The organism is Mucilaginibacter rubeus, assembly GCF_003286415.2.
GTDB classification, from domain to species: Bacteria; Bacteroidota; Bacteroidia; order Sphingobacteriales; family Sphingobacteriaceae; genus Mucilaginibacter; species Mucilaginibacter rubeus_A.
The window spans coordinates 6586554-6599925 of sequence record NZ_CP043450.1; the positions used below are offsets into that span (position 1 = coordinate 6586554).

At 43.4% G+C, this 13372-nt stretch carries 13 protein-coding genes; 1 reads left to right on the plus strand and 12 read right to left on the minus strand.

The features are described 5' to 3' along the window. Window positions 1-38 precede the first annotated feature (38 nt). Window positions 39-599 (plus strand): hypothetical protein, encoded by a 561-nt coding sequence (locus DEO27_RS26605; protein ID WP_112574576.1) that lies wholly within the window; start codon window positions 39-41, stop codon window positions 597-599. 231 nt (window positions 600-830) lie between these two features. Here DEO27_RS26605 and DEO27_RS26610 read toward each other — a convergent pair whose 3' ends face one another. The 12 genes from DEO27_RS26610 to DEO27_RS26665 all read right to left on the minus strand — a co-directional run bounded on the left by DEO27_RS26610 (window position 831) and on the right by DEO27_RS26665 (window position 13071). Next, entirely contained in the window at window positions 831-1379 is a 549-nt protein-coding gene (locus tag DEO27_RS26610; protein WP_112574575.1) for a dihydrofolate reductase family protein, read from the minus strand. A 4-nt stretch (window positions 1380-1383) separates the two neighbouring features. Beyond that, window positions 1384-2772, minus strand: a complete 1389-nt coding sequence (locus DEO27_RS26615; protein WP_112574574.1) for a LutB/LldF family L-lactate oxidation iron-sulfur protein — start codon at window positions 2770-2772, stop codon at window positions 1384-1386. A gap of 323 nt (window positions 2773-3095) precedes the next feature. Next, window positions 3096-4658, minus strand: coding sequence for a M28 family peptidase (locus DEO27_RS26620; RefSeq protein WP_112574573.1), 1563 nt, complete (start codon window positions 4656-4658; stop codon window positions 3096-3098). Between the two features lie 126 nt (window positions 4659-4784). Then, complete coding sequence (rpiB, locus tag DEO27_RS26625) at window positions 4785-5219, minus strand: ribose 5-phosphate isomerase B (protein ID WP_112574693.1); 435 nt, start codon at window positions 5217-5219, stop codon at window positions 4785-4787. A 177-nt stretch (window positions 5220-5396) separates the two neighbouring features. Continuing rightward, window positions 5397-6266: a twin-arginine translocase subunit TatC gene (gene tatC / locus DEO27_RS26630; RefSeq protein ID WP_112574572.1), complete on the minus strand. Its 870-nt coding sequence runs from the start codon at window positions 6264-6266 to the stop codon at window positions 5397-5399. A 67-nt stretch (window positions 6267-6333) separates the two neighbouring features. Further along, window positions 6334-7668: an acetyl-CoA carboxylase biotin carboxylase subunit gene (gene accC / locus DEO27_RS26635; protein ID WP_112574571.1), complete on the minus strand. Its 1335-nt coding sequence runs from the start codon at window positions 7666-7668 to the stop codon at window positions 6334-6336. A 142-nt stretch (window positions 7669-7810) separates the two neighbouring features. Then, window positions 7811-8284, minus strand: coding sequence for an acetyl-CoA carboxylase biotin carboxyl carrier protein (gene accB / locus DEO27_RS26640; RefSeq protein WP_112574570.1), 474 nt, complete (start codon window positions 8282-8284; stop codon window positions 7811-7813). Between the two features lie 290 nt (window positions 8285-8574). Continuing rightward, entirely contained in the window at window positions 8575-9564 is a 990-nt protein-coding gene (locus DEO27_RS26645) for a beta-ketoacyl-ACP synthase III (protein ID WP_112574569.1), read from the minus strand. Window positions 9565-9574: 10 nt separating this feature from the next. Then, window positions 9575-10513, minus strand: a complete 939-nt coding sequence (plsX, locus tag DEO27_RS26650) for a phosphate acyltransferase PlsX (RefSeq protein WP_112574568.1) — start codon at window positions 10511-10513, stop codon at window positions 9575-9577. A gap of 16 nt (window positions 10514-10529) precedes the next feature. Next, window positions 10530-10721, minus strand: a complete 192-nt coding sequence (gene rpmF / locus DEO27_RS26655; protein WP_090534782.1) for a 50S ribosomal protein L32 — start codon at window positions 10719-10721, stop codon at window positions 10530-10532. 16 nt (window positions 10722-10737) lie between these two features. Next, window positions 10738-11262, minus strand: a complete 525-nt coding sequence (locus DEO27_RS26660) for a YceD family protein (RefSeq protein WP_112574567.1) — start codon at window positions 11260-11262, stop codon at window positions 10738-10740. A 159-nt stretch (window positions 11263-11421) separates the two neighbouring features. Further along, window positions 11422-13071 (minus strand): S8 family serine peptidase, encoded by a 1650-nt coding sequence (locus DEO27_RS26665; protein WP_112574566.1) that lies wholly within the window; start codon window positions 13069-13071, stop codon window positions 11422-11424. Window positions 13072-13372 lie beyond the last annotated feature (301 nt).

The window sequence follows — 13372 nt, forward strand, 5'->3', positions numbered from 1 at the left end:
ATGTGCCGGATCATAATCCGGATATTAATCAGCATACAATGAAACTCATCAAACTCAATAAAATAGGTACTGATATCAGGTTGCATACCGAAAACCTTGCCCACACAGGGTTTAGGAAAATATTTGAGGGCATCGATCAGCTTAAAATAAAAAACGGTGTTGATAAGCTGGGCCTCGAAGGTTTTATTAACCAGTGTGCCTGTCTTGCGGCAGGCTCCGGTGCTATGGCCGGGAGCGGAGGCATGTTTACCCTTGTAGCGGGGATCCCTTTTGATTTTATTAACCTCATTACCCAACAGTTCAGGGCTATCATGGGTATCATGTATTATTACAGGGGTACATATGATAACGGTTTCGACGATTTTATGTCTTTAGTGGCAACGTCGGTCCGGGTAGAGGCAGGTGTAGCCATCACCAGGAGCATGATGGAAGGTATAGCCGAACGTATGCTCGTGATATTAGGTACCCGTACCGCCGAACGTCTGGTACCCGTTGTGGGCGCGGTTATAGGCGGCACAGCAAATTACCTGTTCATCAAACGCATGGCCGAGCAGGTAAAAAGGATGCAAAAGGATTATGTAGTAATTCAGGTGGGGTAGCGAATTGCTCCTGCGGGAGGTTTGGGCTAAAGCCCGCATTAGTTATTTCACTTATCCGTTGGTTAAAACCAACGGCAATGAAGCAGGGCATAAATAATTTTTTTTCATTGCCGTCCCATTTATGGGACGGATCTTGATATATCAATATGTGGCTTTAGCCTAAATGAACTGTTAGGTTAGATTATCAAAAGGCATTCGGCCTTAAGCGTTTTGCTTTTAGCTTTCAAAAAGCTACATACCATCCAGCATACCTAAATCAAACTTTGGTTTGATGGTATATCTAAGCTGTATCAGCCCGCTCGAGAACTGTTCGCTTCCCAGTAAAATAAGTTCGATACGATCTTTCGAACCCATGAACAATGGTTTGCCGCTTCCCAAAATAACAGGATGTACCGAAAGTAGAAACTCAGTAATAAAGCCTTCCTCAATAAAAGAGGAAACAAGGCTTGCCCCACCAAACATCCATATGTTTTTACCCGGCTGATCCCTGATAGTTTCAACCCTCGATTTGAAGTCGACGCTTTTAATGATCTCCGTGTTGGGGTTTGTTGAAGGTTGAAGCGTATCTGAAAATACATACATTTTCAAAGCACCAAACATTTCCGGATCGGTACTCATGAGCAGATCATAGCTTTTACGGCCTATGAAAATAGCATCGCTGCTGCTTAAAAACTCGGTCATGCCATAATCCTGATCGGCAAGGCACCAGTTGTATTCGCCGTTGGGGCCTTCAATGAAGCCGTCGAGGCTTACAGCAAGATTTAATATTATTTTACGCATAGTGCTATTCTTCAGGAGTGTTATTCATTTCCTGCCATTGCTTGCTGAATGATTTGTCAGCCACTTTTGGCATCTCGCGCAGATGTCCCCAGGTGCGTTTGAAGAAAGTTTTAAGCAGGAAGTTTTTCATGCCGCCGCCAAAAAAGTCTGTAAGCTTACGTTTAAGCATTCCTTTTTTCCAGATAGCCCAACCCCAGCGTTCTTTGTTGGTTACCAGATTTTCGTTAACGGCATCGCGGCGGTTAAGGAGCAGCATTTTGTGGATATCGATCTTAACGGGGCATACCTCGGTACATTTACCGCACAGACTTGAAGCGTAGCTCAGGTGCTTAAAATCTTCCATGCCCCGTGTATGAGGGGTAATGATAGATCCTATCGGGCCGCTGTAGGTAGTAGCGTAGGTATGGCCGCCAATGTTTTTATAAATAGGACAACCGTTAAGGCAAGCCCCACAACGGATACAGTAAAGACCCTGGCGCTGGTCTTTTTTTGCCAGTAGGTTGGTTCGGCCATTATCCAACAGCACCACGTACATTTCTTCGGGACCGTCGGTTTCATTTGGCTGGCGGGGGCCGCTTAATATGGTATTGTAAACAGTCAGGTTTTGCCCGGTACCATGGGTAGATAACATGGGCCAAAACAGATCAAGATCGGTTATTGAAGGGATGATTTTCTCGATACCCACAATAGCGATATGGATTTTAGGTAACGTGGTGCAAAGACGCGCGTTACCTTCGTTTTCGCTGATGGCTATGCTGCCGGTATCAGCCAGTAAAAAATTAGCTCCGGTAATGCCAACATCGGCCTGTACATATTTTTCGCGAAGCAGCTCACGGGCTTTCAGCGTAATTTGCTCAGGCGTAGCATCAATAGGGGTTCCAAACCTTTCGTGGAAAAGTTTGGCAATATCCTCCTTGCTCAGGTGCATGGCCGGGGTAACAATATGGTATGGCTTTTGGCCTAAAAGCTGAACTATATACTCGCCCAAATCTGTTTCTAATGACTCGATGTGGTTACTTTCCAGAAATTCATTCAGGTGAATTTCTTCTGTAACCATCGATTTGGATTTTACTACAGTTTTGGCATTGGCTTTATTAATGATGTTCAGGATCTCACGCTGGGCTTCTTCTACATCATTGGCCCAAATCACTTTGCCGCCGCGTTTCTGGAAATTGGCTTCAAATTCCGGCAGGAACTTGTCCAGGTTTTCCATCACCTTCCATTTGAGCACATGGCCCTTTTTCTTGGCATTATCTAAATTGATAATACGTGATAGGCCACGGGACACCGCATTATCATAACGGTCGATATTGAAGTTGATAATACGGCGATGATCAGCATCAAATGCCTTCTCTTCCGATTTTACCAAAAATTCTTCAGCGATTGCTCCCATATATGCGAAAGTAGGATTTTGTTTTTAATTTGGTGAATGGTTTGTTTTTTGGTGATTGGTTAATAGGGTTGATTAGGTGAGTGGTTGTTTTTGAACAGATAATATATCAGAAGGTTTTAATTTAGTGAGTGGTTGACCAAGTTGATTAGGTGAGTGGTTGTTTTAGGACAGGTAATATTTAAAACTTTCCTAAAACAAAAAGAGGCGCATATAATGCGCCTCTTACAATATATTCTAAATTGGATTGACCATTCACTTAATCAACTTAGTCAACCATTCACCGGCTGCCAACTACTCACTTAATCAACCCAATCAACCACTCACTATTTCCCAGCAGCTGCATCCACAACGGGACGCTTGTCGCGGTTGGCAAGTTCCCATCCGGTATAAAATACCAGTTGAGCACGTTTAGCCAGCAACGGGAAGTTGATCTTGCTTACTTCATCGCCTGGCTGGTGATAATCAGCATGTACGCCGTTAAAGTAGAAGATGATTGGTACGCCGTGTTTTGCAAAGTTGTAGTGATCGCTACGGTAGTAAAACCTGTTAGGATCATTAGGATCGTCGTACTTATAATCAAGTTTTAATTTGGTGTAAGTATTGTTGGCATTCTCACCAATTTCATGTAACTCCTTGCTCAGCATAGCCGAACCAATTGGATAAACATAGTTTGCGGAATCGGGTTTGCCAATGTACTCTTCGCCCACACGACCGATCATATCGATATTTAAATCGGTAATGGTATTGGCCAGCGGGAATACAGGATGATCTGAATAATATTCAGAACCTAATAAACCTTTTTCTTCGCCAACGTTACCTAAAAACAGGATGCTGCGGCGAGGGCCATGCCCATCTTTTTTAGCTTTTGAGAAAGCACGGGCAATTTCCAAAATACCGGTAGTGCCAGAGCCATCGTCATCAGCGCCGTTGTTAACTTTGTCTTTAGCTTTTTCATCAGGATTTAAACCAATATGGTCATAGTGTGCCGAAAAGATCAATACTTCATCTTTAAGATCGGTGCCTGGCATGTAACCTAATACGTCAACCGCTTTTACATCTTTTTTAGTGGTTACATAGTTTACAACTACGTTATCCTTTATAATAGCAGCCGGTGTAGTTGCCGCTGCCGACGCAGATTTAAGGTCGGCATAAGTTTTACCAGTCGATTTTACCAGCTCGTCGGCCAGTACCGCGGTAATGTTAAATACAGGGGCGTTAGTATTCGCCGGTTTAGCCGCTTCGTCCTTAATAGTTAACCTTGGACTTGTTACGCTTTTGCCAAAACGGGCTAAAGCTGCTGCAATGCCGGGGTTAGCCGCTAATATGATAGCCGGGTTTTTACTTTGTAAGTTTTTGACAACTTTAGTACGCGCAGTGCTCATGCGGTAGCTGGTGTTTGGTGTAGTGCCTGCTTCCGGTTTATCTTCATTGATCCAAAGCACAATTTTGCCGGCCAGGTCGGTATTACCAATTTCAGCATCGGTGCCGTAGCCAACAAAAACGATATCACTTACAGTTGTGCTTTTATCCGGAAATGCGCCGCCTAAATAAAAATCGGTACCATACTCAAATGATTTACCGTTAACAGTAAATGCTGTTACTTTCAACGCATTTTCCGTAAGAGGTACATCAAAAAAATATGATCCGTTAACAGGGGCCTGCAATCCTAATTTTTTAAACTCGCCGGCTATATAGTTAGCGGCTTTTTCGGCACCAGGCTTACCGGTTTCGCGGCCTTCAAAGGCGTCAGAAGCCAGGATACTGAGGTGCTTTTTCGCATCGTCGGCAGTGATCAGCCCGGCGTATTTCATTGCCGTGGCGTTCTGCTGTGCACAGGCCGTAGTTGCCGAGGCCAGCGCGATAAGCAATAATGGTAATTTATTCATTCTTTTAGTTAATAGTTCTTTTTTTAAGGTGAAAGGTCAAAGGCGAAAGGTAGCTGCAACTGCACGGCGGTGAAATTGTGTAATCAGTTAAAAACCTTTTACCTTTCGCCTTTATCCTTTCACCTGTCAAACGCAGGCTATCTTCTCTACGCGATTGGCATGCCTGCCGCCTTCAAATTCAGTATTCAAAAATGTGGTAACTATGACCTTTGCTTCTTCGGGGGTAACAAAGCGGGCCGGTACGCAAACTATGTTGGCGTTGTTGTGGCTGCGGGCCAGTACGGCAATTTCTTCTTTCCAGCAAATAGCCGCACGAATGTTCTGATGTTTATTGGCCGTTATAGCAACGCCATTAGCTGCACCACAAATCAGGATGCCAAGGTCACACTCACCGCTTTCAACTGCGTTGGCTACAGGATGCGCGAAATCAGGATAATCAACCGACTCGGACGAGTAAGTGCCGAAGTCTTTTACTTCGATAGATGAAAGTGTTTCTGTTAAAATTTGTTTGTATTCATACCCGGCGTGATCCGAACCGATAGCGATTTTTAATCCTTGCATCATTTATCAAAAGTATAACGTTTTATCACTTTTTAAAGGTAAATAATTTGTTATAAACAGGCTAATCTGCTTCGGCGCGAAACGGCGAATAATCCAATTGAAAATATGCAGATCTCACCTATTTGCGATGGTTGTCGTTAGAAGAACATTTGAAGAGGCGCGGGTTGTCAAATAGGATTAATTACCCTTATTGAATTCCAGCTCTTTTTTAATCTTTCTTTTTTCAACAAGGCCTGCTACAACTATACTCACTTCGTATAACACGAATAGCGGAATACTAACCACTGTCATGGTAAGCATATCTGGTGTAGGGGTAACCACCGCGGCAATGATCAGGATCACTACAATAGCGTAACGGCGGGTTTCTTTCATAAACTTAGGCGTCATAATGCCCAGGTTTGCCAGTATATAAACCAATATTGGCAGCTGGAAAACCACGCCGGTAGCAAGCGTAAGCGTGGCTACCGATGAAATATAAGAGTCAATATCAAACAAGTTTTGAATGGCTGTACTAACAGTATAGCTCGACAGGAAGTTGATTGACATTGGGGTGATCACAAAATAACCGAATGTAATCCCTAAAAAGAAAAGAATACAGGCATAAAAAACAAAGCCTGTAGCGGCCTTACGCTCGGCCTCATGAAGGGCAGGCTTTATAAAACGCCATATTTCCCATATCAGGTACGGAACACCTAAGGTAATACCGATGATAAGCGAAGAGTTGATCTGCAGGGTAAATTGACCTGCCATTTCGGTATTGATGAGGTGTACATTTACGTTATCAATACAGAAACCATCGCGGTGAAGCGCGGCACCAAGTTTGCAAAGCATACGATAGGTCCAGAAGGTTGACTTGCTGGGACCCATAATAATGGTACTGAAAATCCAGTCGTAGTAATAAAAAACAACAACGGTAAATACTACAATGGCTACTGAAGCTCTTACGAGGTGCCACCTTAAAGCCTCGAGGTGATCAAAGAACGACATTTCTGCCTCTAACGTTTTCCCTTTATCTTTTATGGCCTTGATGATCTTGCTGTCGCTCATTATAATATATACCGCTGTATAAACGCTATCTTGCTAAGTACGTAATATTTTATGAAGATAGTTTGAATTATATCTCAAATGTATCCATAAACTTGGTGGTAAAGTTACCGGCCCGGAAGTTTGGATCCTTCAATAATTTTAAATGGAATGGAATAGTGGTTTTAATACCTTCAATCACAAATTCGCTCAAAGCGCGCTCCATGGTGCTTAAAGCTTCATCGCGGGTTTGGGCCACGCAAATAACTTTAGCAATCATTGAGTCGTAGTTTGGAGGGATAACATAACCTGAGTAAACGTGCGTATCGATACGTACACCGTGACCACCCGGAGAGTGGAAATTGGTTATTTTACCTGGTGACGGGCGGAAACCATTAAACGGATCTTCGGCATTGATACGGCACTCAATGGCATGCATTGTTGGCTCATAGTTTTTACCTGAGATAGGGATACCTGCAGCAACTTTAATTTGCTCTTTGATCAGGTCGAAGTTGATTACCTCTTCGGTAACCGGGTGTTCAACCTGGATACGGGTGTTCATCTCCATGAAGTAGAAATTACGGTCTTTATCAACCAAAAACTCTACTGTACCGGCACCTTCGTATTTTACAGCTTTGGCGCCTTTAATGGCAGCCTCACCCATTTTTTTACGAAGTTTTTCGGTCATGAAAGGCGATGGGGCCTCTTCAACCAGTTTCTGGTGACGGCGCTGGATAGAGCAATCACGTTCAGACAGGTGGCAAACTTTACCAAACTGGTCGCCTACAACCTGTATTTCAATGTGGCGCGGGTCCTGAACATATTTTTCAAGGTATAGGCCATCGTTACCAAAGGCTGCACCTGATTCGGCACGGGCCGAGTCCCAGGCGTTTTCAAACTCTTCGTCTTTCCAAACAATACGCATACCACGGCCACCACCACCGGCGGTAGCTTTCAGTATAACCGGGTAGCCAATTTTGTTGGCAATAGCAATGCCCGATTTAACATCAGAAAGTAAACCATCTGAACCGGGAACAATAGGTACACCGGCTTTTTTCATGGTGTCTTTAGCCGAAGCTTTATCACCCATCTGGTTGATCTGCTCGGCAGTAGCACCAATAAATTTGATACCATACTCAGCGCAAATAGCCGAAAACTTAGCGTTTTCAGACAAGAAACCGTAACCAGGGTGGATAGCATCCGCGTTGGTTAACTCAGCAGCCGATATGATGTTAGGAATATTTAAATAGGAATCGCGGCTTGGCGGCGGACCGATACAAACTGCTTCATCAGCAAAACGAACATGCAGACTATCGCGGTCGGCAGTTGAATATACAGCAACCGTTTTAATACCCATTTCCTTACAGGTACGGATAACACGAAGGGCGATCTCGCCACGGTTAGCTATTAATATTTTTTTAAACATAAGTATATGTTAGTTAATGGTTGATTGAGTTAAGTGGTTGATTAGGTTATCAAACACTTAATTAGCTTAAACAATGAAAGGTTGATTTATAAAGCAGTAAAACTACTCACCTAATCAACCATTCACTTAATCAACTTAACAATTAAACTGGTTCTACTAAAAACAGTGGTTGATCGTACTCAACAGGTGAAGCGTTATCAACAAGTACTTTCACTATACGGCCCGAAACTTCTGATTCAATTTCATTGAACAGTTTCATAGCTTCGATGATACATACTACAGTACCTGGTTTTATTTCGTCGCCAACGTTAACAAACAAAGGTTTATCCGGACTTGATGAGCGGTAAAAAGTACCGATCATTGGCGATTTAACGGTAATGTATTTCGATGTATCCGGAGCGGCCGGTGCAGCAGGTTCAACTGGTGTTGGGGCCGGAGCAGATGGCAATACCGGAGTAACAGGTTGTGTAACAGCCGGAATAGTAGCATGAACCACCGTAGGCTGTACCTCGTTGGTTTTTATTGTGATTTTAAAATCTTTTTGCTCGATTGATACTTCGTTCACGCCCGATTTGGAAACAAAGCGAATAAGGTCCTGAATTTGTTTAATATCCATGTTGAAGGATTAATTGGTTTGGGACAAAGTTTATATCTAAGTTATACAATTAATGTGCAAATTCCCGTTGTGCAAATATGCAAATCCATGTACTGATGTGCAAATGCCCTTTGTTGCAAATTATACGTTAGTTAATTAATCAGAGGTTCAATTATATCACAATTGAACAGTTTTATATGTTTTTATAAGCAGATAACATGTGCCGTTTACAGATGTTTTATTTTTTTGATGCAGTTAACACCGATTTACCGGTGTTCCATCTGTTCCATATCTGGAACACTAACATCAAATTAATAAGCCCACTTTAAATACACAGAACCCCAGGTAAAGCCACCGCCGAAAGCCGCTAAAATAAGGTTATCCCCTTTTTTAAACTTGCTTTCCCATTCCCATAAACAAAGTGGAATAGTGCCGTTGGTAGTATTACCGTAACGCTCAATATTAATGATCACCTTTTCGGGGCTGATACCTGTACGGTTTGCAGTAGCGTCGATAATGCGCTTGTTGGCCTGATGCGGTACCAACCAGGCAATATCATCGCCTGTAAGGTTGTTACGCTCCATAACCTCATGTGCAACATCAGCCATATTGGTTACCGCGAATTTAAACACCGCCTGCCCTTCCTGGTAAGCATAATGTTCGCCCGCGTCAACAGTGGCATGACTGGCCGGTTTTAATGAACCGCCCGCCTTAAGGTTAAGGTACTGGCCGCCGGCGCCATCGCTCCTTAAAATAGAATCGATAAGGCCGTTGCCTTCCTCATTTGGCTCAAGCAGGGCAGCACCACAGCCATCACCAAAAATGATGCAGGTAGCACGGTCTTTATAGTTTACAATGGCCGACATTTTATCGCCGCCAACAACCAATACTTTTTTGTGCTTGCCGCTTTCAATAAACTGCGCGCCCGAGGTTAAGCCATACAGGAAACCTGAGCAGGCTGCCTGCAAATCAAATCCCCATGCATTTTTTGCGCCTATTTTATGGGCTAAAATGTTGGCCGTAGCCGGGAATATCATATCGGGGGTGGTAGTACAGAAGATGATAAGATCGATCTCATCGGCACCGATACCGCGTTTTTTAAGGAGCTCGGTAACGGCAGGGACCGCCATATCAGATGTAGCAAGGCCTTCGCCTTTTAATATGCGTCGCTCTTTGATACCGGTACGGCTGGTTATCCACTCGTCATTTGTATCAACCATTGTTTCCAGTTCCTGGTTGGTTAATACATAGTCGGGAACGTAACCATGTACAGCGGTAATAGCGGCATGAACTTTACTCATCTTTATAAAATTACTGGAATGCTTGTTTTATTTTATCAACGAGGTTACTCTCTACCATATTCCTTGACAAAAGGACCATGTTTTTTATAGCCTCCGGACTCGAGATGCCGTGACCAACAACAACGGGGGCATTTACACCCAGTATTGGGCTACCGCCGTATTGTTCATAATTAAACCTGTCAAAAAACTCGTCCTTCAGCTGTTTCTTCCTCGTTATAACGTAAAACGATTCGGCAAGCTTTAATATTACATTGCCGGTAAAACCATCGCATACATACACGTCGGTACCTTCGCTGAAAAGATCGCGTCCTTCAACATTGCCAACAAAGTTAAACAACTTTGTTTCTTTCATTAATGGGTAGGTAGCCTGGCAAAGTAAATTGCCTTTTTCCTCTTCTTCGCCAATGTTTATGAGCGCAACCCGTGGGTTAGGTATATCATAAACGGTTTGGGCAAACAAGCTGCCAAGTACCCCGAACTGAACAAGCACATCGGGTTTGCAATCGGCATTGGCACCTACATCCAACAAAATACCCAAACCTCCTTTAAGTTTGGGTACAATAGTAGTCATAGCCGGGCGTACAACACCCGGAATGGTTTTTACACTGAACATGGCGCCAACAAGCATAGCGCCGGTGTTACCAGCTGACGAGAAGGCCTGAATTTCGCCGGCTTTAAGCAGTTGAAAACCAACTGATATGCTGGAGTCAGGCTTCTGGACAATAGCTTTGGTAGGATGCTCGCCCATGCCAATAACTTCGGTTGTATGTACAAACTCGAAGTGATCGGGGCTTACACCATTTTCCTGAAGAATACTTACTGTAACTTCCTTATCGCCAATAAGAACCAGTTTCTGGTCGGCGGATAAAGTTTTATAAGCTTCGATAGCTCCTAAAACAGCTGCTTTGGGAGCGTAATCACCGCCCATAATGTCTAAGCCAATCTTCATTTGCAGAAAATTAAACTTATGCTACTGCTGCTTTCTCAATAAGAACTTTACCGTTGTAGTAAACATTACCATCAACAGTGTATGCTCTGTGTGGCAAGTGCACAGCGCCTGTAGTTTGGCAGGTAGTTAAAGTTGGAGCTTCCGCTTTGTAATGAGTTCTGCGTTTATCTCTCCTTGATTTCGAAAATTTCCGCTTTGGATGTGGCATAATATCCTAATATTAATTATTTATTCATGTTCCTGAGCGCATCCCACCGTGGGTCTGTTTGCTCACTTTGTTCATCATTTGCCGAAAGCTTATTCAGCTTGTCAAGCATTTCCTTATCACAATAAGGGGTTTCGCCCTCGTTGTCGCAAACCGAAATAAACGGTACTGCAACGTTTATGTATTCATAAATCAACCCGGCTATATCAATCTCATGATCGTTTTTACCAAGGGTGATGATCTCTTCGTCTTCATCAATCTCCTCATCACTGAATTTAGCTATCTGCTGTTCAGTAATATCAACCTGTTGAGGCAATTGCGATAAACACCTGTCGCAGGTAGTATCAATTGTACCGTCAATCTTAAAGTTCAGGATCAGCATAGTTTCCTGCTTATCCAGTTCAACCTCACAGTGCAGGGTTGCCTTTTTTACCAGTGAGTATTCAAACTCATCAAAAAAGTCATCCTGTATGTCATACTCAAACTGGTGTTTCCCCAGTTTAAGCCCCGTAAAGGGAATCGAATATTTCTTAAGCGATTTCAATGAGCAACAATTAGCCCGCAAATGTAGGGAAAAATACCATAACTGGAAAGTGTTTTTTTATTTTGACTTTTCACCAAGGTAAATGCCCAAAGGCGAAAGCTAAAAGCTTGATAATTAAGAAGATTTTCATGCGGAATTATCTTCTTAATTATCATAAAATTAATTGACCAGAACCTCGGGTTTCATTTTTGACGCAAGTTGTAACGCTTTGTAAGCGTTTACAATACCACCTGTTTTTGAAAGTGTTGTAAAATCAACCTTTTCAGTTTTGCTGCCGGGCTTCAAAACCATGGTGCCGGTAAGTGGTGTAGCCGAGCCTAAAATGGCTTCCTTTACCTGTTTAGCGCTGAGGTTAGGATAATATTCTAATATCAAAGCGGCTATGCCGGCTGTTATTGGCGATGAAAAGCTGGTGCCGTCTTCGGTGTCAACTTCTGCATCGGTAGTAATAGATGTTACCTTTACGCCTGGGGCAAAAATGTCGACGCTTTTTTTGCCGTAGTTAGAAAAATCACCTGCAAGGTTTTGACCAAGTTTTGGCCCTGAAGCGCCTACGCTGATCACATTGTCAGCATCGGTTGATGAACCGTCTAAAAAAGTATCATTCGGAAATTCGGGCTGTGTATCCATATCCTGGTTGTCGTTACCTGCAGCCATTACCAATAGTACATTCTTTGATGCGGCATATTTAAAGGCTGCATCAACCCATTCTTTATGAGGCGAGATCTTTTTGCCGAAGCTCATATTAACCACCCTGGCGCCATTGTCAACCGCGTAGCGGATAGCATTGGCTACATCTTTATCGTATTCATCGCCGTTAGGCACGGCTTTAATGATCATTAGTTTTACATTGTCGGCTACGCCGTTAATGCCGTAGTTGTTGTTACGTACAGCGCCAATCAGTCCGGCTACGCCTGTGCCGTGTGCTGCATCGGCAAATTTTACCAGGTTATTGCCATATGGCTTACCGTCCATAACATCCGGATCGTCACCCACAATGCGTTTGCGTGATGTAAGATCGGGCGAAATATCATTGTTAAGCTTGGCCAGGTACTCGCTCAGGTCTTTAATGATCTTGGCATTGGTTGAGTTGGCCCCCTCCTGCGCAAATACCGATTCCCAAACATATTTGCTTTGGCTCAAGGTATCATTGCTGGCTTTCACGCGCACCAGGTCGGCCTGCGTAAAGGTACCATTGGCAGGCAAATTAAGGCCACGTTTAATATACCCGCTGGTAACCATGAGCGCGTTCATTACCGGCGAAAGTTGACCAATCTCGCTGTTAGCTTTATTCACTGTAGAATCATATACTGTTTTAACACGCAGCCAGTAGGCATACTCCTTTTTATCGGTGGCTGTCGAGTCGGTAACTGAAGCATATTTACCTTTCAGCTTATTGTATTCGCGTACTTCTTCGGTGGTTTGGGTAAAATCGGCTTTGCCGCCCGGTCCACCTAAAAAGTTCCAGCCGTGTATATCATCAACATAACCATTATGATCATCATCGATGCCGTTCCCCGGAATTTCTTTTTTGTTTACCCATAACACTGTTTTCAGGTCTGTTTGCAGGGTATCAGCACCGCTGTCGATAGTTGCGACAACCACGGGCTTACTTTTTTTGCCTTGTAAAAACAAATAAGCCTGCTTTAAGCTGATGCCGTAAAAGCCGGTCTCCTTTAAATCAAGCAGGTGCCATGCTTTTGGCGGGGCTGGATCGGCGGCGGGTGCCTGTTGTGCCGATGCCGGTAAATTAACTAATAATGCTGCTGATAAGGTGGTTGCGCTTACGTACTTACAAAATTTGAACATGAACAGTGTTTATATGGTATATAGAATTCTTTAGAAGCATTTAAAAAAGCGTCATTGCGAGGTACGAAGCAATCCCCAATTGGCGGATCGGCTATGCACAGTGCAAAATCACTTTGTTCTTGCAGGAATGCTGTTTAAACTATTGAGTTAAATCCTTTTTTAACGGCTTCTATCAGATATAAGTTTAATTTATTCTTTTAATTTTTTATTTATTTTCTCCCATCGGTAAATCTTGACCCTTTTATTTCAGGGCGTTTCCTCCGGCCGGGCTATCCGCTCATACGCCTGCAGGCATTACGCT